General features: G+C 62.1%; 23 protein-coding genes and 1 pseudogene. 7 read left to right on the top strand and 17 right to left on the bottom strand.

Annotated elements, in window-relative coordinates:
• Positions 1–856: 856 nt before the first annotated feature.
• Positions 857–1141 (top strand): hypothetical protein, encoded by a 285-nt coding sequence (locus V1286_RS05505; protein WP_334478103.1) that lies wholly within the window; start codon positions 857–859, stop codon positions 1139–1141.
• Positions 1142–1215: 74 nt separating this feature from the next.
• Here V1286_RS05505 and V1286_RS05500 read toward each other — a convergent pair whose 3' ends face one another.
• On the bottom strand, positions 1216–2775 hold the full coding sequence (locus tag V1286_RS05500) for a 2-isopropylmalate synthase (protein ID WP_334478102.1): 1560 nt from the start codon (positions 2773–2775) through the stop codon (positions 1216–1218).
• Between the two features lie 415 nt (positions 2776–3190).
• Here V1286_RS05500 and V1286_RS05495 point away from each other — a divergent pair, with 415 nt between their 5' ends.
• Complete coding sequence (locus V1286_RS05495) at positions 3191–4837, top strand: CYTH and CHAD domain-containing protein (RefSeq protein ID WP_334478101.1); 1647 nt, start codon at positions 3191–3193, stop codon at positions 4835–4837.
• A 112-nt stretch (positions 4838–4949) separates the two neighbouring features.
• Here the strand turns inward: V1286_RS05495 and V1286_RS05490 are convergent, their stop codons facing one another.
• The 8 genes from V1286_RS05490 to V1286_RS05455 form a co-directional block, all read right to left on the bottom strand.
• On the bottom strand, positions 4950–5870 hold the full coding sequence (locus V1286_RS05490; RefSeq protein WP_334478100.1) for a polyphosphate kinase 2 family protein: 921 nt from the start codon (positions 5868–5870) through the stop codon (positions 4950–4952).
• Positions 5867–6847: a branched-chain amino acid ABC transporter permease gene (locus tag V1286_RS05485; RefSeq protein ID WP_334478099.1), complete on the bottom strand. Its 981-nt coding sequence runs from the start codon at positions 6845–6847 to the stop codon at positions 5867–5869. The genes V1286_RS05490 and V1286_RS05485 overlap by 4 nt, the downstream gene beginning before the upstream one ends.
• A complete protein-coding gene (locus tag V1286_RS05480) occupies positions 6844–7725 on the bottom strand; it encodes a branched-chain amino acid ABC transporter permease (protein WP_334478098.1) in 882 nt (293 codons plus the stop codon). Before V1286_RS05480 ends, V1286_RS05485 begins: the two co-directional genes overlap by 4 nt.
• A gap of 2 nt (positions 7726–7727) precedes the next feature.
• Positions 7728–8432 (bottom strand): ABC transporter ATP-binding protein, encoded by a 705-nt coding sequence (locus tag V1286_RS05475; RefSeq protein ID WP_334478097.1) that lies wholly within the window; start codon positions 8430–8432, stop codon positions 7728–7730.
• 3 nt (positions 8433–8435) lie between these two features.
• Positions 8436–9203, bottom strand: coding sequence for an ABC transporter ATP-binding protein (locus V1286_RS05470; protein WP_334478095.1), 768 nt, complete (start codon positions 9201–9203; stop codon positions 8436–8438).
• 31 nt (positions 9204–9234) lie between these two features.
• Positions 9235–10545: an ABC transporter substrate-binding protein gene (locus V1286_RS05465; protein WP_334478094.1), complete on the bottom strand. Its 1311-nt coding sequence runs from the start codon at positions 10543–10545 to the stop codon at positions 9235–9237.
• 101 nt (positions 10546–10646) lie between these two features.
• On the bottom strand, positions 10647–11363 hold the full coding sequence (locus tag V1286_RS05460; RefSeq protein WP_334478093.1) for an NUDIX hydrolase: 717 nt from the start codon (positions 11361–11363) through the stop codon (positions 10647–10649).
• Positions 11364–11404: 41 nt separating this feature from the next.
• On the bottom strand, positions 11405–12433 hold the full coding sequence (locus V1286_RS05455; protein WP_334478092.1) for an ABC transporter substrate-binding protein: 1029 nt from the start codon (positions 12431–12433) through the stop codon (positions 11405–11407).
• A 134-nt stretch (positions 12434–12567) separates the two neighbouring features.
• Here V1286_RS05455 and V1286_RS05450 point away from each other — a divergent pair, with 134 nt between their 5' ends.
• A complete protein-coding gene (locus V1286_RS05450) occupies positions 12568–13017 on the top strand; it encodes a cupin domain-containing protein (RefSeq protein WP_334478090.1) in 450 nt (149 codons plus the stop codon).
• A gap of 158 nt (positions 13018–13175) precedes the next feature.
• Positions 13176–13637, top strand: a complete 462-nt coding sequence (locus V1286_RS05445) for an OsmC family protein (RefSeq protein ID WP_334478088.1) — start codon at positions 13176–13178, stop codon at positions 13635–13637.
• Positions 13638–13898: 261 nt separating this feature from the next.
• Here the strand turns inward: V1286_RS05445 and V1286_RS05440 are convergent, their stop codons facing one another.
• Entirely contained in the window at positions 13899–14270 is a 372-nt protein-coding gene (locus tag V1286_RS05440) for a hypothetical protein (protein ID WP_334478086.1), read from the bottom strand.
• Positions 14271–14415: 145 nt separating this feature from the next.
• Here V1286_RS05440 and V1286_RS05435 point away from each other — a divergent pair, with 145 nt between their 5' ends.
• Positions 14416–15057 (top strand): cation diffusion facilitator family transporter, encoded by a 642-nt coding sequence (locus tag V1286_RS05435; protein ID WP_334478085.1) that lies wholly within the window; start codon positions 14416–14418, stop codon positions 15055–15057.
• Between the two features lie 100 nt (positions 15058–15157).
• Here V1286_RS05435 and V1286_RS05430 read toward each other — a convergent pair.
• From V1286_RS05430 to V1286_RS05415, 4 genes and pseudogenes are all read right to left on the bottom strand, one after another.
• A pseudogene (locus V1286_RS05430) lies at positions 15158–15369 on the bottom strand (GTP-binding protein); the annotation flags it as partial.
• Between the two features lie 46 nt (positions 15370–15415).
• A complete protein-coding gene (locus V1286_RS05425) occupies positions 15416–15745 on the bottom strand; it encodes a hypothetical protein (RefSeq protein ID WP_334478083.1) in 330 nt (109 codons plus the stop codon).
• Positions 15746–15948: 203 nt separating this feature from the next.
• Positions 15949–16737, bottom strand: coding sequence for an ABC transporter permease (locus tag V1286_RS05420; protein WP_334478082.1), 789 nt, complete (start codon positions 16735–16737; stop codon positions 15949–15951).
• Positions 16737–17564 carry an ABC transporter ATP-binding protein gene (locus V1286_RS05415; RefSeq protein WP_334478080.1) on the bottom strand — a complete coding sequence of 276 codons (828 nt, stop codon included), beginning with the start codon at positions 17562–17564 and terminating at the stop codon, positions 16737–16739. Before V1286_RS05415 ends, V1286_RS05420 begins: the two co-directional genes overlap by 1 nt.
• 251 nt (positions 17565–17815) lie before the next feature.
• Between V1286_RS05415 and V1286_RS05410 the strand changes: the two genes are divergently transcribed.
• Positions 17816–18601 (top strand): ATP-binding cassette domain-containing protein, encoded by a 786-nt coding sequence (locus V1286_RS05410; RefSeq protein WP_334478078.1) that lies wholly within the window; start codon positions 17816–17818, stop codon positions 18599–18601.
• Positions 18598–20157 carry an ABC transporter permease/substrate-binding protein gene (locus V1286_RS05405; protein ID WP_334478077.1) on the top strand — a complete coding sequence of 520 codons (1560 nt, stop codon included), beginning with the start codon at positions 18598–18600 and terminating at the stop codon, positions 20155–20157. Before V1286_RS05410 ends, V1286_RS05405 begins: the two co-directional genes overlap by 4 nt.
• A gap of 88 nt (positions 20158–20245) precedes the next feature.
• On the opposite strand, the gene V1286_RS05400 is transcribed toward V1286_RS05405, so the two are convergent.
• The 3 genes from V1286_RS05400 to V1286_RS05390 form a co-directional block, all read right to left on the bottom strand.
• Positions 20246–20773, bottom strand: coding sequence for an REP-associated tyrosine transposase (locus tag V1286_RS05400; protein WP_334478075.1), 528 nt, complete (start codon positions 20771–20773; stop codon positions 20246–20248).
• A 97-nt stretch (positions 20774–20870) separates the two neighbouring features.
• A complete protein-coding gene (locus V1286_RS05395; RefSeq protein WP_334478073.1) occupies positions 20871–22601 on the bottom strand; it encodes a sulfatase-like hydrolase/transferase in 1731 nt (576 codons plus the stop codon).
• Between the two features lie 33 nt (positions 22602–22634).
• Positions 22635–24344, bottom strand: a complete 1710-nt coding sequence (locus V1286_RS05390; protein WP_334478071.1) for a sulfatase-like hydrolase/transferase — start codon at positions 24342–24344, stop codon at positions 22635–22637.
• Between the last annotated feature and the right edge of the window lie 4 nt (positions 24345–24348).

Raw genomic sequence — 24348 nt, 5'->3', positions numbered from 1 at the left:
GGGCGCAGGGAAGACCGGGTGCTTGCTGCACCCGCGGTCTCGCGTGCGATTTGCGCAAACAAAACTGCACACGAGCATACAGGGCAGCGGGAGCATTCCGGCCTTCCCTGCGCAATGGCTTTACGGCTTACTTCGTGCTCTTCCTGGTGAACGGCTTTCTTGCCACCATCGCCGGCGGGACACCGCGCTCGATCCAATAGGATCGATGCGCAACCGCCAACTTAGCGCCAGCACCGCGGCGTCAGAACCACACGACTTCGCCGTACGCTCAAGCCACACACGTCAGTCGCAGCTCTTGCGTCCATCGCATCTCACCGCACGTTCGTGACGATGGCCAACGCCCCTCAATTGGGTGAGACAAGCGGAGTTATGCGGGTGATTTGGGTGAGAACGAAAGCAGAATATTTTTGATTCCTGGGGTTGACACGATTTCGGAAAATCAGAAGTATTTTGCCGTCGTGCCGGTATGTCGCAGGCGGGCAAAGCGAAGCGTCCGCTTTGGCGGCCCTCGGTTGCGATCAAAGAATGCCTGGAGCATGATCCGGAAAAGTGGGTTTTCCGAAAAGATCATGCGTAAATCAAAGAGATAGAGTGGGATGACGATTCGAAGAAAAGTCATCCCGCTCTAGCGGACAGATTGTTCTGCTACCCGCCAAGCCTCCGATCGCATTGGACGCGCTTTCCCTCGCCGGTCCGGGCTCAGTTCGCGAAAAAATGGAAATAATGTCGGGCAGTGGACAGTCAATTGCGCCACTTGCCCAAATCATAGCACGCGTACTGCCCGGCTATCCTTCCTTCACATGAACGGAACGGTCGGCCGGATCTATTAAGTAAACGGTATTTTGGAGCCATTGCCATGACAAAGCTGGATGAGCGCACCATCGCCAATATGGATGCTGCGCTCGAGAATGTCTGTCGCGGGCTGCCGAACAGCGGAGGCGATCACGCAACGCGGAAATACGTTGCGCAGAAACTGGTTCAAGCCGCGAAGAGAGGCAACACGACGCTCGGCGGCCTGGAGGCCGCTGGCCGTCGCGCATTGCAGGAGATCGCGCAGGGATCGATAACGCCGCACGCGGAGCATCGGCGGGACGCAGCCGGCTCGAACAATCATCGTTCGGGGAACGGCTTACACAGGTAAAAGAAGACGGCCGCCAAAGAAAAACGCGGCGCCAAGGCGCCGCGTTTCACGGGTTGACTTGTCATGCGCCGCGATCAGCTTGCTGCTTGTGCCGGCATGTCGCGCTGGTGCTTCATGACGATCTTGTTCAGCGCACCGAGATAGGCTTTCGCGGACGCCACCAGCGTATCCGGATCGGACCCTTTTGAGGTCATCGAGCGGCCTTCATGGGCGAGCCGCACCGACACTTCGGCTTGCGCGTCGGTGCCTTCGGTGACGGCGTGGACCTGATAGAGCTCCAGCTTGGCCTCGTGCGGCACCAGCGCCTTGATGCAGTTGAAGACCGCATCGACCGGGCCGTTGCCTTCGGCTTCCTCGATTCTGGTCTGGCCTTCTACGTCGAGCTTCATGGTCGCGCGCTGCGGACCATGGGTGCCGGCGATGACCGTCAGCGAGACCAGCTTGATCCGGTCATGCGAGGCCGCGATCTCCTGATCGACCAGCGCCTCGATGTCCTCGTCGTAAATGTCCTTCTTGCGATCGGCCAGCGCCTTCATCCGCACGAAGGCGTCTTCCAGCTGGTTGGCGCCGAGCTTGTAGCCCATCTCCTCCAGCTTGTGCACGAAGGCGTGGCGGCCGGAGTGCTTGCCGAGCACCAGCGACGACTTCTTCAGGCCGATCATTTCGGGCCGCATGATCTCGTAGGTCGATGCGTCCTTCAGCACGCCGTCCTGATGGATGCCGCTTTCATGGGCGAACGCGTTGCGGCCGACGATCGCCTTGTTGTACTGCACCGGGAACGAGGTCGCCGCCGATACCAGCTTCGAGGCCCGGGTCAGCATGGTGGTGTCGATCTTGTTCCACCACGGAAACACGTCGTTGCGGACGTTGATCGCCATCACGACTTCTTCCAGCGCGGCATTGCCCGCCCGCTCGCCGATGCCGTTGACGGTGCATTCGATCTGCCGCGCGCCGCCGGCGATGCCGGCCAGCGAATTCGCCACCGCCATGCCGAGGTCGTTATGGCAGTGCACCGAGAAGATCGCCTTGTCGGAATTCGGCACACGCTCGATCAGTGTACGCATGAAGTTGGTGTATTCCTCCGGCACGGTGTAGCCGACCGTATCGGGGATATTGACCGTGGTGGCCCCGGCCTTGATGACGGCCTCGACGATCCGGCAAAGAAAATCCATCTCGCTGCGGGTGCCGTCTTCGGCCGACCATTCGACGTCGTCGACCTGGTTGCGGGCGCGGGTGACGTTGGCGACCGAGAGCTCCATCACCTGCTCCGGCGTCATGTTCAGTTTGACGCGCATGTGCAGCGGCGAGGTCGCGATCACGGTGTGGACCCGGCCGCGCCTGGCAAATTTCACCGCTTCGGCGCAGCGGTCGATGTCCTTGGGATGCGCGCGCGACAGGCCCGCGATGACCGAATTCTTCGAACGGCGGGCGATCTCGCTGACCGCCTGGAAGTCGCCTTCGGAGGTGATCGGGAAGCCGGCTTCGATGACGTCGACGCCCATGTCGTCGAGCATTTCGGCGATCTCGAGCTTTTCCTCGAACGTCATGGTAGCGCCCGGGCACTGCTCGCCGTCACGCAGGGTGGTGTCGAATACGATTACGCGGTCCTTCTCGGACTTGTTGGCTGACGTCATCTGCAAAGTTCCTTTGGGTGGTAGCGCCGCTTCTCGGGCGCTGAAGGGTCTGGTGATCTCGCGCGAACCCCTGAGTGCCCAGGCGCAAACCGCCCAGACGGCCCTCAGGGGCCGATAAGAAGCAGAAGCCCGCCAAGAAGGAGGGTGGGCGCGGATGCAGCCGGACGCGCGAGGGCAGCCTTGGCCGCTCCACCCCGAACTCCGTACTTTTTGCTGCGAATCAGCATTGCCAGACCCTTTGGACGGCCAAATCCTCAGCCAAAACCATTGACGGTTCGTTGCCGGGAATACGTCCGGAGGTCGTTCTAGACGAGAATTATGGCCGGCCGCAATGCCAAAAGATGGTCAGGACGGGTGACCTTTCGAAGGAGAGTCATTCCGGGATGGTGCGCAGCACCAGACCTCAGATGCGCAATTGCGCATCGGGGAATCTCGAGATTCCGGGTTCGATGCTCCGCATCGCCCCCGGAATGACGGTTCTGTTTGCTGGCCGGCACTTGGAAGCGCCTTCCGGCGTTATCAGCCTAGTCTTTCAGACGAGCATCAGATGGGCGTTGAGACCGAAATCAAGTTCCGCATGCCCAAGCGCAATCTCGGGTCCTCTTACAAGTTGACGGTGCCCGGCTGCAAAATCGGCGAGCGCTCGGAGAGCGATCTGCTGTCGACCTATTTCGACACGCGGAAACACAAGCTGAAGCGGCGCGGACTTCTGCTCCGGGTCAGGCAAACAGACGGCAAGCACGTACAAACGATCAAGAAGACGTCCGGCGCGCAGTTCGGTCGCGGCGAATGGGAAACAGAAATAGGAGGTCGCGCTCCCGATCTCGACCAAGCGAACGGCACGCCGCTTCAGCGGCTGGCCTCGAACAAGCTGCGGCGCAAGTTGAAGCCGATCTTCGAGACCTCGGTGCATCGCATCACCCTGCCGGTCCGCACCAGACGGAGCGAGCTGGAGCTTGCCATTGATCACGGCAAGATCAATGCGGCGGGGCGGACGAGCCGCATCGAGGAGGTTGAACTCGAATTGAAAAAAGGTCCAGCAAGGGATCTGTTTCGCGTCGCGAAGGCGCTGGAGCGAAAGCTCGCGGCCGAGCTTTGTTTGAGAGCGAAGGCAGATGTTGGCTACGATCTCGTCAACGGAAAGCGCGCTCAGGCTGTGTTTGCCGAACCGATCGAACTTAAGAAGCGAATGAGCGCCATTGAGGGTTTCCAGGTGATCGCCCGCTCCGCCCTTCGCCATTTTTCCGGAAACGCCGATGCCGTCCGCAAGCTTGATCCGGAAGGCGTGCATCAGATGCGCGTAGGCTTGCGCCGCTTGCGTGCGGCCATCTCGCTGTTCTCGCAGGCATTGGCGGCTGCGAAAACCGAAGAGATCAAGGCAGAGCTGAGGTGGCTGACAAGCGAGCTTGCCCACGCGCGCGAGCTCCACGTCTTCCTGGAGGAGAAGATTGGCCCTGTCGCTCGCGAAATAACACCGCGGCGGGGCGGCAAAGCCATTGCGAAGCAATTTGCCGATAAACGCGCCGAGGCGCTCGAGCGGGCCAGGAAGGCTGTCGATTCGCCGCGATGCCGCGTGCTGCTCGTCGATGTGCTCGAGTGGATCGAGGCGCAGCCTGGCCGGACGGACACCGCAAATACCGAACTTGGCGAGTTCGCCGGGAAGCTCCTGGATCGGCGCATCAGGAAGGCGCAAAGGGACGCAGGGAAGCTGCAGGAGATGACGGCGCCCGAGCGGCACAAATTCCGGATCAGGATGAAGAAGATCAGGTACGCGGTAGAGTTCTTCGAAAGCCTTTTCCGCGCCAAACGCGATCGAAAGGCGCTCGCGCGTCTATCCAAACATGCGAAGAAGATCCAGGATGCCCTGGGTTCGCTCAACGACTTCATTGCGGACCGAAAGATGGCGGCAGAGGCCGCGCTACAGGCCCCGCCGCAAAACAGACGTGCCCGCGCCTTTGTTTCAGGCATTATCGTTGGCCGCGAGGATGAGCAGGCAAGGCCGCTCATGAAAGCGGCTGCAAGGGAACTGCGTGCGCTTCGCCATCTTTCCGCACGTGGCTGATGCCGTCGTTGCCCGCATTCGCGCCGACGGCCCGTAGGATGGGAGAGCGTAGCGAAACCCATCGCTCTCCGACCGGGAATGGAATGATGGGTTTCGCTTCGCTCTACCCATCCTACTTCTTCGTCCCCTTCCCCTCCGCCAGCAACGCCTCGCGGACCTGCTTGAACTCGCTGCGGTCGGCCTTTTCGACATCGGGGAAATGCAGGTCAAGTCTGTCGAGCGCGCTGACGATGGCCGAGCCGATCACCACGCGGGCGAACCATTTGTGGTCGGCCGGCACGACATACCAAGGCGCCGCCTTCGCCGCAGTGTGATGGATCATGTCCTGATAGGCGGCCTGATACTTTGCCCAGAGCTTGCGCTCGCCGATATCAGCGAGCGAGAACTTCCAGTTCTTGGCCGGCTCCTCCAGCCGCGCCAGGAAGCGCTCGCGTTGCTCTTCCTTCGAAACGTTGAGGAAGAATTTCAGAATGACCGTGCCGTTGCGCGCGAGGTGGCGCTCCATGGCCGTGATGTCCTCGAAGCGCTCCTTCCAGATGTCCTTGGTTACCAGCCGCTCGGGTAACTTCTGCTTGGCGAGAATCTCCGGGTGGACCCGCACCACCAGGCATTCCTCGTAATGCGAGCGGTTAAAGATGCCGATCCGGCCGCGCTCGGGCAGCGCGATCATGCTGCGCCACAGGAAATCGTGGTCGAGCTCCTTCGTCGACGGCTGCTTGAACGCGGTGACTTCGCAGCCCTGCGGGTTGACGCCCTCGAACACGCTCTTGATCGCAGAATCCTTGCCGGCGGCGTCCATGCCCTGGAAGATCAGCAGCATCGACCAGCGGTCCTGCGCGTAGAGTTTTTCCTGAAAATCGGACAAACGCTCGCGATTGGACTCGATGATTTTGGTCGCTTTTTCCTTGTCGAGGCCACCCTTCTCATTGGTCTTGTGCGACTTCAGGTGAAATTCGCCCGAGCCGTCGTAGCGGAACGGGGCGACATAGGGTTTCAGCTCGTTCGCCAGTGGTTGCGAAGGTTTTTTGCTCATTTCGTCCCGGAGGGCTTGGGTCGCGTCTTCAATCTGTCGAGAACGCTACCAAGAATGCCCTTGGGAAGGAATATGATGAAGACGACCAGCAGCACGCCGTAGACGAGGTTGTCCCAGCCAACCGCGCCGGTGCCGAAGCGGATGCGCAAGACTTCCGCCAGCATGATGGTGATGATGGCGCCGACGGTCGGCCCAAGCGAGACGTAGAGGCCGCCGACGATGACGGCAAACACCATCTGCAGCGACACCGCGATGCCGCTGACGGTGTCGGGTGAGATGAACATCTGGTACTGGCAGTAGAGCGCGCCGGCAAGCGCGGTCATCAGCGCCGAGATCAGCGTGATCTTGAGCTTCTCGGCCGTGACGTTGACGCCGGCCGCAGCCGCTGCGTCCTCGTCTTCCGAGATCGCCTCCATGGCGTAGCGGCTCATGCTGCGGTCGACCCAGCGCCAGATCAACAGGCCCACGACCCAGACGAACAGCGCGATCAGGTACCAGGTGATCTTGTCGTCAAACTGCAGCGCCATCCATCCAGAGCCGCTGCGGGCGCGGTTCGGCGTGTAGCCGAGCGAGCCGCCGGTGTAGTCGCGGGTGGCGGTGATGACCTGCAGCACGATGCCTGACAGCGCCAGCGTCACCAGCACGAAATAATGCCCGGTGATGCGGAAGCGGAAACAGGGATAGGCGACGATCAGCGCCAGGATTCCCGCCGCCACCATGCTGATGGGAATGCCGATCCACGGCGAGACGTCGAGATGGTTCCACAACAGCGCGGTGACATAGGCGCCGACGCCCATGAAGCCGCCATGGCCGAGCGATACCAGACCGAAGCGGCCCATGATGGACCACGCGGTATAGGCGAACGACCAGATCAGGATCAGCACCAGAATATGCAGGTGATAGGGCTCGCGATAGACAAAGGGCAGCGCGATCAGTGCGGCGAGGCCAACGCCCCAGGCGGCATGACGGAGATTCACGAGCGCCTCGCAAACAGGCCCGCGGGCCGGATGAACATCATGACGATGAAGAAGGCGAAGGCCAGCACGTAACCCCATTCGAGGTCGGAGAACAGGCCGCCCAGCGAAATGATCTGGGCAAACACGAACGCCGCGATGAAGCCGCCGACGAAATTGCCAAGGCCCCCGAGCACGCAGATCAGGAAGGTGATCGGCCCGAACGACAGCCCGACGAAGGGGTGCACGTCATACTGCAGCACCAGAAGGCAGGCGGCGAGGCCTGCGAGCGCGCCGCCGAGCGCCGAGGTGATGAGATAGATGCGCTTGGTGTCGACCCCCATCAGCGACATGATCTGGCGGTCCTGCGCGACGGCGCGGATCGCAGTTCCCGTATAGGTGCGCTTCATGAAGAAGTAGATCGCCAGCATGCCGAGCAAGGCAGCGAGGAAGGCCAGGAGCCGCGAATAGCTGAAATGCATCTCGCCGATCGCCAGTACCGGCAGGCGGATGCCGAGATTGCGGAAGTCTATGCCGAAGGCGACGGTGGCAAAGCTCTGCAGGATGAACAGCACGCCGCCGGTGGCGAGCAGCTGGTTGATCGGCGGCGCGGTCAAGAGCGGTGCGATCACGATGTAATGCAGCGCAGCCCCAAGGGCTGCGACCAGCAGGATGGCGAACGGCGCGGCAACCCAGTACGGCAGGCCGAACACCTGGACCATGTAGTACATGCCGTACATGCCGATCATGACCAACTCGGCGTAGCAGATCCAGGTGACGTCGATGACGCCGAAGATCAGGTTGAGCCCGAGCGCCAAAAGCGCCAGCACGCCGCCGAGCAGGATGCCGTTGACCACGGCCTCCAGCAGATAGATGTCGAAGATATCGAGGAATGCCTGCATCATTAAACCCCGAGATATGCCTGCTTGATCGTATCAGTCGACAGCATCTCTTCCGACGTGCCGGAGGCGCGGATGGAGCCGGCCTCCAGCAGGTAGGCGCGGTCGACCACCTTCAGCACCTGCTGCACGTTCTGCTCGACGATCAAAACCGTCAGCCCGCTGGCGCGGATGCGTTTGACCAGTTCGAACACCTGCTGCACCACAACCGGCGCCAGTCCCGCGGAAGGTTCGTCGAGCAGCAGGAGTTTCGGGTCCGACATCAGCGCGCGGCCGATCGCGCACATCTGCTGCTCACCGCCGGACATGGTGCCGGCCATCTGGCTGCGCCGCTCCTTCATGCGCGGAAACAGGTCGAACACGAATTCCAGCCGCTCGGAATATTTGGCGCGCGCGCCCGGCATGTAGGCGCCCATCTTCAGGTTGTCGTCGACGGTGAGGCGCGGAAACAGCCGGCGGTTCTCCGGCACATGCGCGATGCCGAGGTCGACGATGCGATGCGCCGGCGTCGCCAGCACGTCGTGGCCTTCCATCGAGATCGCGCCCCTGGTGGGGCGGATCAGGCCCGAGATCACGCGCATCAGCGTGGTCTTGCCGGCGCCGTTGGGGCCGATGACGCCGACCGCCTCGCCCGCCCTGACGTCGAGATTGATGCCGAACAATGCCTGGAAGCTGCCGTAGCCCGCGTCGACCGATTTCAATTCGAGCATGCGTCAGACCTCCGCCTTGCGGCGCGCTTCCGCCGCCGCAGCCTGGCTCGAATCCGCGTCCGTGCCGAGATAGACCTCGATCACCCTGGGATCGCCGGCCACCGCGCTCGGCAGCCCTTCCGAAATCTTCTCGCCGTGATCGAGCACCATCACGCGGTCGACCACACGCATCAGGACGCCCATGATGTGCTCGACCCAGATGATGGTGATGCCGAGTTCGTCGCGGATCTTGCGCAGCATGTCGGCCGCCTGATCCATCTCGTGCTCATCGAGCCCGCCGAGGCTTTCGTCGGCGAGCAGCAGTTTCGGCCCCGTCGCGAGCGCCTTGGCGAGTTCGAGCTTCTTCAATCCGGCGGCGCCGAGTCCATCGACGCTGGCGTGCCGGTCCGTCGGCAGGCCGACCATGCCGAGCGCCCGCTCGGCCGCCTCATCCGCCTTGACGCGGCTGTGGCGGCCCTGGCCGTAATAGCCAGCGAGCGCCACGTTCTCAAAAATGCTGAGCCGATGAAACGGCCGCGGGATCTGGAAGGTGCGGCCGATGCCGCTGTTGATGATACGATGCGGGGCCACGCCCGCGATCTCCGCGCCGTCGAACAGGATCGATCCCGCGGTCGGCACCAGCGTGCCCGACAGCATGTTGAAGATCGTGCTCTTGCCGGAGCCGTTGGGACCGATCAGGCCGAGAATCTCGCCCTGCTCGACCCGAAACGACACGTTGTTGACAGCGGTGAAGCCGCCGAAACGTTTCACCAACCCTTCTACCGTCAGCACGCCAGAACCTCCGCTTACTCGTTTGCTGGCTTTACTGGTTGCTGAACGTGGTTCCCTTCGGCAGCGGCAGCACGGCCTCGCGCTGCGCCTGGCTCTTCGGCCACACCACGTAGGACTTGTCGTCAATGTACTGGATGACCACCGGGAACGAGCGCTCGTTCTGGCCGGCCATCTGGGTACCCTCGCCGTGGAACTTGACGCCGAAGCCGAGCATGGTGCCACCCTCGGGAATGTCGACTTCGAGCGCGGCCTTGCGCAGCGCATCGGGATCGACGCCGCCATATTTCTTGATGGCGCGCGGCAGCACGTCGGTGAGGAAGAGGTAGGTGTTCGACGCCGCCATGCCGACATGGGCGGAACGGATCGCAACGCCCGGCTTCGCCTTGTCGAATTCCTCGCCGACCATCTTGATGACCGGCGGCAGCTTCGGATCCATCGCTTTCTGGTTGGCGAGCCAGATCGAGATCGGATCGGTGTTGAAGACGTAGTTGACGTCAGCGCCCAAGCCTTCCTTCAGCTTCTCGTAGACGCCATAGCCCGCGCCGTGGCCGACCAGCGCTGCGAATTTCAGGCCCTGCTCGCGCGCCTGGCGCCCGAACAAGGTGATGTCGGGGTTATAGCCGGTGTGGAAGATCACGTCAGGCCGCGCGCGCTTCAGCTTGGTGACGAGCGCGGAAAGATCTGGCGCGGTGGCCGAATAACCTTCCTTCATCACGATGTTGAAGCCGGCCTTCCTGGCGCCGGCCTCATTGCCCTTCGACACGTCGACGCCGTAGGCGCCGTCCTCGTGGATGATGGCGACGCGCAGATCCTTCGGCTCCTTGCCGAACTTCTCTTTCGAGTTCTGCGCAATGAAATCCATCGTCATCATGCCGAACTGGTCGCCCGAGGCTTGCGGACGGAACACGTATTTGAAGTTCTTGTCGGCCAGCACCGCCGAAGAAATGCAGGTGGTGATCCACATGAAGTTCTTGAGCTGCTCGACGCGCGCGGCCACCGGCACGCATTGCGCCGACGAGAAGAAGCCGAGCAGCATGTTGACCTTTTCCTGTTCGATCAACCGCACGGCCTCGTTGATCGCAACATCAGGCTTGCTCTGGGCGTCGGCATAAACCGCCTCGACCTTGTAACCCTCGACGCCGGTCTTGGCGTACTGGTCGAGCATGATCTTGGCGCCGATATATTGCAGTTCCGAACCGCCGCCGGCGAGCGGACCGGTCAGGTCGTAGATCACGCCGATCTTGATTTTCTTTTCCTGGGCTTCGGCAGTAAACGCCATGCCCAGCACCGCGATTGCGGCAGACAGCCCAACGAGAAGGCGTGCAGCTTTGCGCCCCGGCATGGAATCCTCCCTGGATTATTTTTTGTGCACTGCGTTTTTCTTGTTCTTGTTGCCGCCTATCACATTGGTAGCGCGACCAGATGTCAAGCGTATTGCTGGCGTCAGGGCTCGGAAGCGAGCTGCGCCTCGATGAACGCCGTGACAAAACGCGGCATTGCGGAGGTGAGATCGTCGGCGCCGCGCACGAGGTGGATGGCGGCTAATTCAGGCTGACGCTGCAAGGCGAGATTGGCCACGATCCGGTCGCGCACGACGTCACCCGACATATCGACCCGCAACATGCGGATCATCGCCAATGCAGGTCCGGTATAGATGCAATGCCAATCCGGCTCGCTCTCGTATTCGCCCGGCGCCAGCCCGGTCTCTTCCTCAAGTTCGCGCACGACACTGCCTGATATGTCGACCGCGCCGTCCCTGATGTCGTCGAGGTCCGGCGTGCCTGACGGAAAATAGATGCGCCCGGCGTTCGACGTGTGCTGCCCCATCTCGCCGAGCACGAAGGCGCCGTCGGCGCAGCAGAGCGCGCCCATGCCGAAGCCGTTGAACACGCTTGGGTCGGGAAAACCCCAGTCGCGCCAGGCCAGAAAACTTGCGAAATCGGTTTCGAAATAGCTGGCGCTGAAGCGGTCGCCGGCAAACACCGGATTGCGCCCGAGCAGGACGCGGCCGTTCCACAGCGCGGGCTTTTCACGCTGCTTGTCGGCGAAATGCGCCGCTATCTCCGCGCGGCGCGTTTCGGCAAACGGCCACGTCCACGCTTCGACAACGAGGTCGAGCGCGCTGACGCGATGAATGACCAAGGGTTTCGTGTCACTCATCGCCTGACTTCGCTTGATTTCACGCCGATCCCGCCCTGCCCTTATTTCGCGCTCGTGCCGGTGGTCTTCTTGACCTGCTCGACATATTTGTTGGTCCAGGTCTTGGTCACGTCGATATTGGCTTTCGCGACCTCGGGCGAACCTTCGCTGAACACGGCGAGCACCGCGTCGGCGCCCTTGGGGTCCATCTTGCCGGTCTCCGAATACATCGGGATCGTGTTCTTCAGCGCGGCGAGATAGAGCTCCTTGTTCTTGCCGACGATTTCATCGGGCATCTTCGCCATGATCTCTTCCGGCGAATGCGAGTGGATCCAGGCCAGCGTGTTGACGATCGCATTGGTCAGCGCCTGCACTTCCTTTTCGTGCGACTTGATCCACGCCGTGGTGGTGTAGAGCGCCCCGCCCGGATACTCGCCGCCGAACAGCGCGAGCGTGTCTTTTTGCGTGCGGGTGTCGGCGAGTATCTTCAAATCGGGATAGCTGCCCTGCAAAACGGTGACGGAGGGATCGAGCATCACCGCTGCGTCGATCTGCCCCTGCTGCATCGCCGCCACGGCGGTCGCGCCGAGGCCGACACCGATCACCGCGGCGCTGGTCGGATCGAGGCCGTTCTTCTTCAACAGATACTTCAGGAAAAAGTCGGTCGAGGAGCCCGGCGCGCTGACGCCGACCTTCTTGCCGGCCAGATCCTTGATCGACTTGATCTCATTGGTATGGGCGGGCGATACGACAAGCACCAGGCCGGGGTAGCGGTCATAGATCACGAAGGACTGCAATTCCTGCTTCTTGGCGGCCAGATTGACGCAGTGGTCGAAATAGCCCGACACCACGTCGGCGCTGCCGCCGAGCACGGCCTTCAGCGCGTCCGAACCGCCCTTGAGGTCGACCAGCTCGACGGCAAGGCCGGCCTTTTCGTATTCGCCGAGCTGCTTGGCCAGCACGGTGGGCAGATAGCACAGGCAGGAGCCGCCGCCGATCGCGACCGTGACCTTGCTTTGCGCTGCGGCAAGACCTGTCGTCAGCACCAGCGCCAGCAGCACCCCGGCCAGCCGGCCGAACAGTTTCTTCATGGGTTCCTCCATTCGTTGGCGGGCAAGATAGAGCAGCGCGTGGACGTTGAGAAGGCGACTTTCCGACCGCTGGCCAAGCGCGGAAGGGCGGCATAGCATCGCCTCTACAATAATCAACACAGGGGGAGACTGCCATGAATCGCCTGGCCATCACGCTATCGCTCGCCGCCGCCTTCGCCGCCGGTTGCAGCGTCACCCATCTGCTACGGCCGGCGATTGCCGCCGAGAATATCACGGCGCAGGTCATCCACACCGGCGAACTCGAAGGCGATGCGCTCGGCATGCCCTCGGGCGCCGGCATGCGCTCCAAACTGTTCGTCGCCGCCGACGGCATGACCATCTCGATCCAGGACGGCAATGTCGGCAAGCACATGCATCCCAACACCAACGAGATCCAGTACATCCTCGACGGCACCGGCACGATCTGGCTGGGCGACAAGGAAGTGCGGGTGAAGCCGGGCGATCTGGTCGTGATCCCCAAGGGCACCGCGCATGGCGGCACCAAGCCGGACGGCCGCACCCTCAAGGCGATCGCGATCAAGACGCCGCCGCAGGCGCCTGACGATACGAAGATGTTGAATTGACGCTGCACGTCGCAGCCTCGTAGGGTGGGCAAAGGCGCTCTTCGCGCCGTGCCCACCATGTTCTTGCTGTGGTCGTGATGGTGGGCACGCTTCCGCCTTCGCTCGTTGAGCTACGGCGGACAGGTCGCTTTGCCCACCTACGATTCCTGGAGGATCACGTGGCAACAGGCAAAACATACAAGTCCTTTCGGTACAGCAACAACCTGGTCTGGGACACCGCTCGCCGCGGCCGAACGTCGGCGCCCGGCAAACCCGACATCGAGATCGGCAGTCCTCCCGAATTCAAGGGAGAGGCGGGCGTCTGGGCTCCCGAAGAAATGCTGGTCGCCGCGCTGAATGCTTGCATGATGCTGACGTTTGTATCGTTCGCGCAAAGCAAGCGGCTCGAGTTTGTCGCCTATGAAAGCGCCGCAGAAGGCGTGCTGGAAAACGTCGACGGCAAATATCGAATTGTTGAAGTCAGCGTTCGGCCAACCCTGGTCCTGAGAAGCGAGGCTGATATCGCCGCCGCCCAAACGATCATGGCTAAGGTTAAGGAAAACTGCTTCATTTCCAACTCGATCACCGCTGACGTGACATTGGATCCGCAATTTCAGCTGGCATCCGATGTCGCCATCTAGGCGCAAACGCCGTGGGGTGGGCAAAGGCGCGCTCTTCGCGCTGTGCCCACCATCCATCCGCATCGCGAGCTTAATGGTGGGCACGCTTCGCTTTGCCCACCCTACGATTCTGAATCCATGTAACAGTCACGGATATCTGAACCCGTAGATTGGTGCTCGGCTCGCAACCTTCGTTCCCACCTGAACGTTAAAACATTGGCTATCGGTAACTAAATCAGGGTGCCGGCACCTCAGGCATCGTTGGCTTCCGCAACTATTCCACTATTGTCTGCGATGATAGGTATCGACGGCAAACAAGCGCAAGGAGCATTGCTGATGACCACATGTACCGAGAAACACCATGCCAACCACACTCACAAGCATGGCCCGGATTGCGGGCACACCGCGGTTCGTCATGACGGTCACGTGGATTATCTTCACGACGGCCATCTTCACCATATGCACGAGGATCACGTGGACGAACATGCCATCACGGTAAATGCCACAAATCCAGTGCAATGCACGCCTCAAGTCCATTGCGAGCACACGCACGGTCCAAACTGCGGACATGAAGCGGTGCCGCATGGTGACCATGTCGACTATCTTGTAGACGGCCGGCTGCACCATCCGCACGGTGATCATTGCGATGATCACGGGCCCGTGCAATTAGCCTGAGAGACGCCGGCCGATGACGCCTGCGACGATATCGCAACCGCGCGAACGAAGTAGGTCGTGTTCAGCACCTCGAAGCGCATTCTAGTGCACATATTTGCCAAGTCGCGGAAATTGGGGATGCAAAGTGGCTCATCATCAAAAAGCCGTCGCCGCTGCAGTGGCGATAAACACTGCAATCTTTCTGGTGGAGGGTATTGCTGGCTATCAGGCATCGAGTCTGAGCCTCCTGATGGACAGCGCGCATAACCTGTCGGACGAGTTGGCTCTGGTCTGCCTGTATGCAGCATTCCTCGTCACCAGAGGTCCTTCGCAGCGGCTGTTGCGAGCCGGAAATCTCTTTAACTCAGTCGGGCTGATTGCGGTCAGCGGGCTGCTTTTGTGGCAGGCCGGCGAGCGTCTGTTCAATCCGGTGCCGGTTCAGGGCGTCGTTCCGATGATCGTCGGCCTGGCTGCCGCTGCCGCCAATTGGAGCGTGGCCCGCTTGCTCCTGGAGCCAAGCCGAAACAACGCTGCAATCCGGCTCGCGTATATCCACAATCTTGGCGACGTATGGGTATCCCTTGCCCCGGTGGCCGCGGGCTTACTGCTTCTAGTGACGGGTTATCCAATCTTCGATCCGATCATCGCAGGAGCCGTTGCATTGTGGATCATTTTCACGACTGGCCGGGAGGTTCTTGAATCGCACGATGAACTGATATGGCCGGAGAAAATCATCTGCTGCCATACCGACCACGATCAACCGGTCGTGACGCCACAATCAAATTGAAACGGTAGCAGATGAATCGTGCCGCTTTCCGCACGAGCGTGAGATGATTGGCGCATGCTCGAAAAATGCCGCGTGCAGTTCGCCAATGCATCGACGATCAAACGCGGCAGGACTCAAATCCGTTGTTCATTTCGAAGTTCTCTTCTTCGGCGTTGACGATGAGGTCATTGTCGATTCCGACCTCGCCGAATTCATTGACGACGATGGCGTAGTGCCTGCCGTGCGTCTCCGTGAGGATACGGTAAGCGGCATGGTCTTTCCGGCCCCGAGATAGCCGGTAATCACCGTGACCGGAGTCCGGTTCAAAGCCATCTGCATGGGATTGTCCTTTGCTGATGCTGCAATTGGTCTGCGCCGGCTAGCGTCGATCCGCGGGTAAGCGATGGTCATTCCGTTTCGATGGAGATTCGGGCAGGCCGGCTGCTGCGGCCAACGGCGCCAGCGCATCCGCAAGGTCTGTCTGCGTGATCTGCTCGAGCGGCTTGTCGATCGTGATGGCCTCGGTTGGCCGTCTTGGGTGCATGATGAGCACGATGGTTCGGGCGCCGCCGCAACCGGGATCACCGCGTTCGCTTACGGTGATTATTGTTTCATCATCGGCGTTGATGGCTGTCCGGGCATGCTCTTTCAATTCGCGCACTACGTTCCATTGGTGGCGCGGCGACCTTGGGAAGAAAACAACAGTCATTGTCGACACAGCCAGAAGGAGCAAAGGTTTGCGTAACGTTATAACATTACACATCTATGTCAAACAGCTTGTAGTGCACTCTGGGCATCGGCTGGTTCCGCAATAAGGAAACGGCGGATCGAACCGCCTGACTTGGTTACCGGGCATCAAATCATGCGTACGAACTCAGCGATTAGGCCTGCGCCTTGCAATGCCGGAGGCGGCTACCCCCTGCCCTCCGCCGCGACCGGCCGCCAGATCAGAAGCCGGCGCTCGACCAGTGTCACGCCCATGTCGATCAGAATGACGAACGCCGACAGCACGAACATGCCGGCGAACACGGCGGCGACGTCGAACACGCCTTCGGCCTGCTGGATCAGGTAGCCGAGACCGGCCGCCGATCCCAGATATTCGCCGACGACAGCACCGACCACGGCAAAGCCGACCGCAGTGTGCAGCGACGAAAACATCCACGACAACGCCGAGGGCCAGTACACATGCCGCGTCAATTGCCGCTCGCTCATGCCGAGCATGCGGCCGTTGTCCAGCACGGTTTGGCTGACCTCCTTGACGCCCTGATAGACGTTGAAGAACACGATGAAGAACACCAGCGTCACGCCGAGCGCGACCTTGGACCAGATGCCCAAGCCGAGCCACAGCGTGAAGATCGGCGCCAGCACCACGCGCGGCAGCGCGTTGACCATCTTGACGTAGGGATCGAACACCGCGGCGACGCGGGGCTGGCGCGCGAACCAGAAGCCGACCAGCACGCCGCCGACCGAGCCGATCACGAAAGCCAGCACCGACTCCCACAGCGTGATCATCAGATGCTTCCAGATCACGCCGGACGTGAACCATTTGACGATCTGGCTGCCGACATCGACCGGGTTGGAGAAGAAGAATGGCGGCAGCAGGATGCGACCGAACACCGGCACGGTGGCGAGGAACTGCCACAGCGAGAGCGCGACCACGGCCACCATCAATTGCCAGAACAGCAGTGTCAGGCGCGACATCAGCCGACCTCCGCACTTAGCGTCGACTGCGCATAACCCTTCATCACTTCGTCCTTCAGCACGCTCCAGATTTCGCGGTGCAGTTCGTGGAATTGCTTTTCCATCCGCACTTCGGAGATGTCGCGCGGGCGCGGCAACGGCACGCGCCAGTCGCCGATGATGCGCGCCGAGGGACCTGCCGACATGATCACGACGCGGTCGGCGAGCGCGATCGCCTCTTCGAGATCGTGGGTGACGAACAGCACGGCCTTGCGGTCGGCGTTCCACAGTTCCAGCAGCAGATTGCCCATGATCTGCCGGGTCTGGGCATCGAGCGGGCCGAACGGCTCGTCCATCAAAAGGATTTTTGGATCGCGGATCAAAACCTGCGCAAGGCCGACACGCTTGCGCTGCCCGCCCGACAGCATGTGCGGATAGCGGTTGGCGAAGGCGCCGAGCCCGACGGAGGTGAGCCAGCCCTGCGCGCGCTGCAGCGCCTGCTCGCGCGGCGCGCCCTTGATGTCGAGGCCAATGGCGACATTGTCGATCGCGGTCTTCCAGGGAAACAGCGCATCGGCCTGGAACAGATAGCCGGCATCGCGGTTCAACCCCGTCAGCGGCTTGCCGAAAATCTTCACCGACCCCGCGGCGGGCTTCAGGAGGCCGGCTGCGACATTGAGCAGCGTCGATTTCCCGCACCCGGTCGGGCCCACGATGGCGACGAACTCGCCATGGGCGACGGACAGGCTGGCCCGCTCCACGGCTGTGTAGACGCGATCCCCGGCAACGCGAAATGCCACGGTCGCATTGTCGAGTGCGACCGCCGTTGGCTGAGCCGAATCCGCCATGTTTCTCCCCAAAGGTTGGAGAGATGCCTTAGCGGTTACCAAGGATAAGTTCAACGCGGCGGCGTGACGTGGTAGTTGATCTCCACCCTCCCCTGGAGGGGGAGGGTCGGCTCGCATCGCAAGATGCGAGACGGGTGGGGTGATCTCTCAACTCGGACACTGTTCGAGGGGAGAGACCGTCACCCCACCCCGCCGCTCCTTTCAGTCGCGTCGAACCTCCCCCTCCAGGGGAGGGTGAGAGTCGAGATCGCATGGCCGCTCCCCTGATCGCCTATACCCAAGTCGGCAAGACCTTTGACGGCGGCCGCGTGGTGGCTGTCGACGACGTCTCGCTCGAGGTCGCCGAGGGTGAATTTTTGGCCATCGTCGGCGGCTCCGGCTCGGGCAAGACCACGCTGTTGCGGCTCGCCAACCGGCTGATCGAGACGGATTCCGGCTCGATCACGGTCGAGGGCGAAGACGTGCGCAGCGTCGATCCGATCCTGCTGCGGCGGCGGATCGGCTATGTCTTTCAAAGCGGCGGACTGTTTCCGCATCTGACCGTCACCGACAATATCGGCATTACGCCGAAGCTGACGGGCACTCCGCCTGCGGAGATTTCCGCGCGGGTGGATGAACTGCTCGACCTTGTCCGGCTCGACCGGGCGGAATACCGCGACCGGCTGCCGCACGAACTCTCCGGCGGCCAGCGCCAGCGCGTCGGCGTGGCGCGCGCGCTTGCCGCAAAGCCGCGCATCGTGCTGATGGACGAGCCGTTCGGCGCGCTCGATCCGCTCACCCGCGATGCGCTCGGCGACGATTTTCGCGAGCTGCATCGCACGCTCGGCCTGACCACGGTCATGATCACCCATGACATGACAGAGGCCATTCTGCTCGCCGACCGGATCGCGGTGATGGGCGGCGGCCGGCTGCTGGCGCAGGGCACGCCGCCAGAGCTTTCCGAAAGTGACGATGCTTATGTCGGCGAACTGCTGCGCACGCCGCGGCGGCAGGCCGAGCGGCTCGGCGCCCTGCTGCCGCGGGACGGTGCGGCATGAGCATCTTCGCCGATCCGCGCTGGAGCGAGGCATTCAGTCGTCTACCCGATTATCTCGGCAGCCATGTCCGCGTCAGCGTCACTGCGCTGGCGCTGGGCCTCCTGGTCAGCCTGCCCCTCGCGATTGCGGTACGCAATCGTCGAGTAGCGCGCGGCGCGCTGCTCGGGCTCGCCAGCATCGTGCAGACGGTGCCGGGACTGGCGCTGCTGGCACTGTTCTATCCGCTGCTGCTGGCGCTCGCGGCACTGTCGCTGTCGTGGTTCGGCATCGGCTTCTCCGCGTTCGGATTTTTGCCCGCGGTGCTGGCGCTGGCGCTCTATTCAATGCTGCCGGTGTTGCGCAACACCATTACGGGCCTGCAGGGCGTGGAGCCTGCGATACTGGAAGCAGCCCAAGGCGTCGGCATGACGCCGCGGCAATCGCTGTTCACCGTGGAATTGCCGCTGGCGCTGCCGGTCATGATGGCGGGCATCCGCACCGCGGCGGTCTGGGTGATCGGCACCGCGACGCTGTCGACGCCGATCGGCCAGACCAGCCTCGGCAATTACATCTTTGCGGGGCTACAGACCCAGAACTGGGTGTTCGTGCTGTTCGGCTGCATTGCCGCCGCGGCGCTGGCGCTGCTGGTCGATCAACTGCTGGCGCTAATCGAAGGTGGCCTGCGCAACCGCAGCCGTTTTCGCGCGGTCCTCGGCGGCGCCGGCATCGCGGCGCTGGTCGCGGCCACGCTGGTGCCGACCATGATGCGGTCGCAGACGAACTACGTCGTCGGCGCAAAAACCTTCACCGAACAATATGTGCTGTCGGCATTGATGGTGCAGCGGCTGAAGGCCGCGGGGCTTCCTGCGACGACGCGCGAGGGCCTCGGCTCCAACGTGATCTTCGAGGCGCTGGCGGCAAACGATATCGACGTCTATGTCGACTATTCCGGCACGCTGTGGGCCAACCAGTTCCAGCGCAACGACATCAGGCCGCGAGAGGTACTGCTGGCCGAACTGAAGACGATGCTGGCGAAGCAGAACATCACGCTGCTCGGCGAACTCGGCTTCGAGAACGCCTATGCGCTGGTGATGCCGCGCAAGCGCGCCGAGCAATTGGGCATCCGCACCATCGCCGACCTCGCCTCGCGCGCGGCCAACATGTCGATCGCCGGCGACTATGAATTCTTCTCGCGCCCCGAATGGACCGCGCTGCGCAAGGCCTACGGCCTGTCGTTCCGCGGCCAGCGGCAGATGCAGCCGGACTTCATGTATGCAGCCGTCGCCTCCGGCGAGGTCGACGTCATCGCCGGCTACACCAGCGACGGGCTGATCGCGAAATATGATCTGGTTGTTCTGGGCGACGTCAAGCGCGCGATCCCGCCCTATGATGCAATGGTGCTGCTGGCGCCGAAGCGCGCCGATGACGAGGCACTGCGCAAGGCGCTGACCCCGCTGCTCGGCAAGATCGACATCGCCACGATGCGCGAGGCCAATCTGCGCGCCGCCGGCAACGATGCCGCGAGTTCGCCGGACGCCGTGGCGCAGTGGCTGTGGGAGAAGGTGGGGAAGAAGTAGGCCATTGTCTGCCATGGCCCATCCCCGTTATTGCCAGGAGCGCAGACTTCGTAGGGTGGGCAAAGGCGCACTTGCGCCGTGCCCACCATCATTCGCCAAACGAACCAGGAATTTCCCGTAAATCTCCTCCCCAATCTGCGGCAAGAAGTCCACGTTCAACGTAGTGGTGGAAACTGCTGTGAGGCCAATCAGCCACACGCGTGACATACCTGTGCTTCACCGGATTGAAGTGAATATAATCGACGTGTCGCTCGAGATCGGCATCGTCTCGAATGGCATGCTCCCAATAACGACGTTGCCAGATGCCTTTTTCCCGCTTGATAACCTTGCTTGCCGATCGCTCTTGCGCGTCGAGGCCGCGCGAAAAGCCGCTCTTGATCAAGCTCCAGCGGGTAGAGAAATCCGCGTCGTCTTCTGGCAATCTCCAGACTGCATGAATGTGATCGGGCAAGATGCAGATGGCTATGGTTTCAAACGGGCGTTCTTGTCGGACGGCTTGATAAATGCGCCGGAGGCGACCGATTTCCTTGAACAACAGCTTACTTGGTCGTTGCGCCAGAACGACCGTAAAAAAGAAAATGCTACCCTTGATGTTTGCCCTGACATAACGTGACATGACGCACTGTAGCGCAGAGCCTTCGACATTTGGAAGACGGTGGGCACGGCGCAAGTGCGCCTTTGCCCACCCTACGAGATCTCGCAATGACGGCGCGTCAAAGCCCCTTGATCATGCCGGCATCAATCAGCAGCCGGTTGAACCTGCGCGCTTCCGCGCCTTTCCTGCAGGCGTAGAACGTGCCCTTGCAGCGGAGCATGATGCGCTTCTGTTCGGTGAACGACGGGTCGAGCGGAATGCCGGCGGCTTCCTGGAGGACGAGTGGAATATATGCCGCATCGAGCGTCTCGAGCGCCGACGACAGGCTGGAGGGTGAGTAGTTGATGCCGTCGATGGCATAGTAGGTGGAAAAGTAGCGTGGATCGGCGACCATCACTCGTTTCGCCAGCGTCGCCTGATCAATCCCCGGCTCCAGCATCTTTTGCGAAATAGCTGGCTGGTGATCGCCGAAACGCAGCACCAGGAACGACTGATCCGGATAGTCGTGCTTCAGCCGCGCGGTGAATTCGCGATAGTCGTTCGCCGTCATGGTCTGGCGGCGAATGTATTCATCGACCTCCGCCGTGTTTCCCGGCGGCGTCCAGCCCGGCGGCGTCAGATCGGGCCGGTAGACGTCGGTCCATGGAAAATGGTTGGCGGTGAGGTAGACGAACATGAAGACCGGCGCTTGCTGGGCCTGCTCGCGCGCAAACACCTTTAGCGCCTGATCGAAATAGAACTTGTCGGGCTGCATGTCCTGGTTCACGCCCATATCCGCCATGTCGACGAAATGGCCGACGCCGGCTCCCTTCTGGAAGGTTCGCGCGCCAAGGAAGTTGCCATAGGTCGGATAGAGCGAGAACGTCTTGTACCCGCAGTTCCGTAGCGCCTGTGGCAGTCCACGCGTCACGCGACCTGCGGTTATCCTCGTCACGTAGAATTTCAGATCGCCGAACGAGCGCGCCGACAGGCCGGTCAGCACGTTGAACTCGGTGTACCAGGTCGGGCCGCCGGTCGACTCCGCGATCATGGTCCGCTGCTTGCCGTCGCTCGACTTGAAATAATCAGTGTAGCCGGCCGGCACCCTGATGCCGGGCGCCGAGGTGACGTCAAAGCTCGACTCATCGAGCAGCATGATGATGTGCGGCCGCTTGGCCGCCGCGTCGCAGGCTTCGCCTGATGGCAGTTCGGGCAGGCCGGCGGCGCGAGCGTCCCGCGCGAGGCTGAGCGGACCGTTCGCCGGCGGATCGGCTTCGATCCATCCGGTCGAAGCCAGCCGCGACACCGCCACCACGCCGGAGCGCGCCAGACTGGAAATATGATTGACGCCCTGGAATGGCTCCCATGCCTGCTCGGGCGAGGCGACCGACATCGCCGCGATCAGCGCAGCGCTCGCCCCCACTCCCGTCAGTGCAAGGCGGCGGCGCACGCGGAACGGATCGAAACGCCAGATCAGCCACAACAGCGGAACCGCAACGAGGCCCGCCGCGATCAACTGCATCTGCAAGCGCGGGAACACCGAGAGCAGAAACGAAAACGTATCGCGGTCGATGATCAGGAAGTCGAGGAACGTCAGCGTTAACTGCAGAATTCCGAACTTGAAGTGCGACAGCGCGATCAGGATCACGATGAAAGCCAGCGCCAGCGCGGCGCAGATTCCGGGCCGCTGCAGCACGACCAGCAGGAAGCAGTTCAGGAACACCCACGCCAGAACGGACAACGTGATCGCAAACGGTCCGTATTCGGTGGAGAGCAGAACCGCGAGCCCCGCGAGATGGACAGCAACGATCAGGCCAGCGAGAGCAAAGAACCTGATACCGCGCGATTCTGCGACGGTGCTTTCGCTCATTCCAGGTTCAGCAATCGCAGACATATCGGCGTCCTAAAGCCCCTTGATGAAACCTGCCTCGATCAATAACCGGTTGAACCTGCGCGCCTCGGCGCCGTCCTTGCAGGCGTAGAATACACCCTTGCAACGGAGCATGATGTTCTTTTGCTCCTCGAAGGACGGGTCGAGCGGAATGCCGGCGGCTTCCTGGATTACCAACGGCAGATAGGGCGCGTCGATCCTGTCCATCACGGCGGAACTCTTCACCGGCTCGAAGTTGATGGCGTCGATCGCGTAATAGGTAGTGAAGTAGCGCGGGTCGTAGGTGTCGAACTTGCGGGCGACCCGGGCTTCGTCCAGGCCGGGATCCAGCAGGTTCGACGAGAACTCCGGCTGATGGTCGCCATAGCGAACGATCAGGAACGGCTGTGCCGGGAATTTCTTCTTCAGGCTGGCGACGAAGCCCGCATAGTCGCCGGCGCTCATGGTCTGGCGGCGCAGATATTCGTCGACCACCGGCGCGTTGCCGGGCTTGCTCCAGGCCGGCAGCAGGTCGGGGCGGAATTTGGTTTCCCAGGGGAAATGATTGGCGGCGAGATAGACGAAGGTGAACAGCGGCGTATTGGCCGGCTGCTCGGCGATCAGCTTCACGGCCTTGTCGTAGAAGAAGCTGTCCGGCTCGATGCCCTTCGCGCCGAGATCGCGCGCGTCGTAGAAGTGCTGGATGCCCGTGGAACTCTGGAAGCCGCGCGCGCCCATGAAGGCGCCGTAGGCCGGATAGAGCGAGAGGGTGTTGTAGCCGCAGCGGCGCAGCGCCAGCGGCAACCCGCGCTCGACCCGCCCCGACGCGATGCGGGTGACGAAATAGGAGAAGCGGCCGAACGAGCGCGACGACAGGCCCGCCAGTACGTTGTACTCGGCCATCCAGCTTGCGCCGCCGCTGCTTTCGGCCATGAACTTGCGCTCGCGGCCGTCAAAGGATTTGAAGTGGCTGCCATAGCCCGGCGGCACCTTGACGCCGTTGGCCTGACGGATGTCGAAGCTCGACTCGTCATGGATCATGATGATGTGCGGGCGGCGGCCGGCGACATGACAGGAATCGACCAGCGGCATCTTCAACCGCTCGGCCGTCACGGCCTCCGATTCCATGAAGCCGTAAGTGGCGAAGTCGGAAACCGCCGTCACGCCCGAGCGGGCGAATTTGGAGAGATAGCCGTCGTCGTAGTAGCCGCGCCAGGCTTCGTCCGGCCAGGTCATGGCCTGCCCGGTCAGCGCGGCAAGACAGGCCAGCAGGCCGGCGGCTGCTGGCAGGCGGCGGATGCGGAACGGATCGAGCCACCACAGCGCGTACATCAGCGGCAGGATGACCAGCGCAGCGCCGACCACGCTCCAGCGCAAGTTCGGAAAGATCGTGAACAGGTAGGCCGCGGTGTCGCGGTCGATCACCATCAGGTCGACGAAATTCGCGGTCATCTGCACGACGTCGTGCTTGAGCCGCGACAGCAGCACCAGCAGCACGACCATCGTCAGCGACAGCGCGCCCGACAGCGCCGGGCGCCGCAGCAGCGCGATAAAGCAGAAGTTCAGGATGCCCCAGGCCAGCGCAAAACCCATGCGGCCGCCGAAATCGGCTTCGGTCTCCAGCATGACCCCCAGCGCGGCCATGTGCGGTGCAGCGACAGCCGAAAGCCGCCAGAACCCGATGGCGGCAAGGCCGGCAACGAGGGTGGTGGCGGAGGGCCCTGGATTTGGCGCGGGCGCCATGGGT

Origin of the sequence: Bradyrhizobium algeriense (assembly GCF_036924595.1) — a bacterium.
Classification (GTDB): domain Bacteria; phylum Pseudomonadota; class Alphaproteobacteria; order Rhizobiales; family Xanthobacteraceae; genus Bradyrhizobium; species Bradyrhizobium algeriense.
This window is presented reverse-complemented; position numbering and strand designations above follow the sequence as displayed.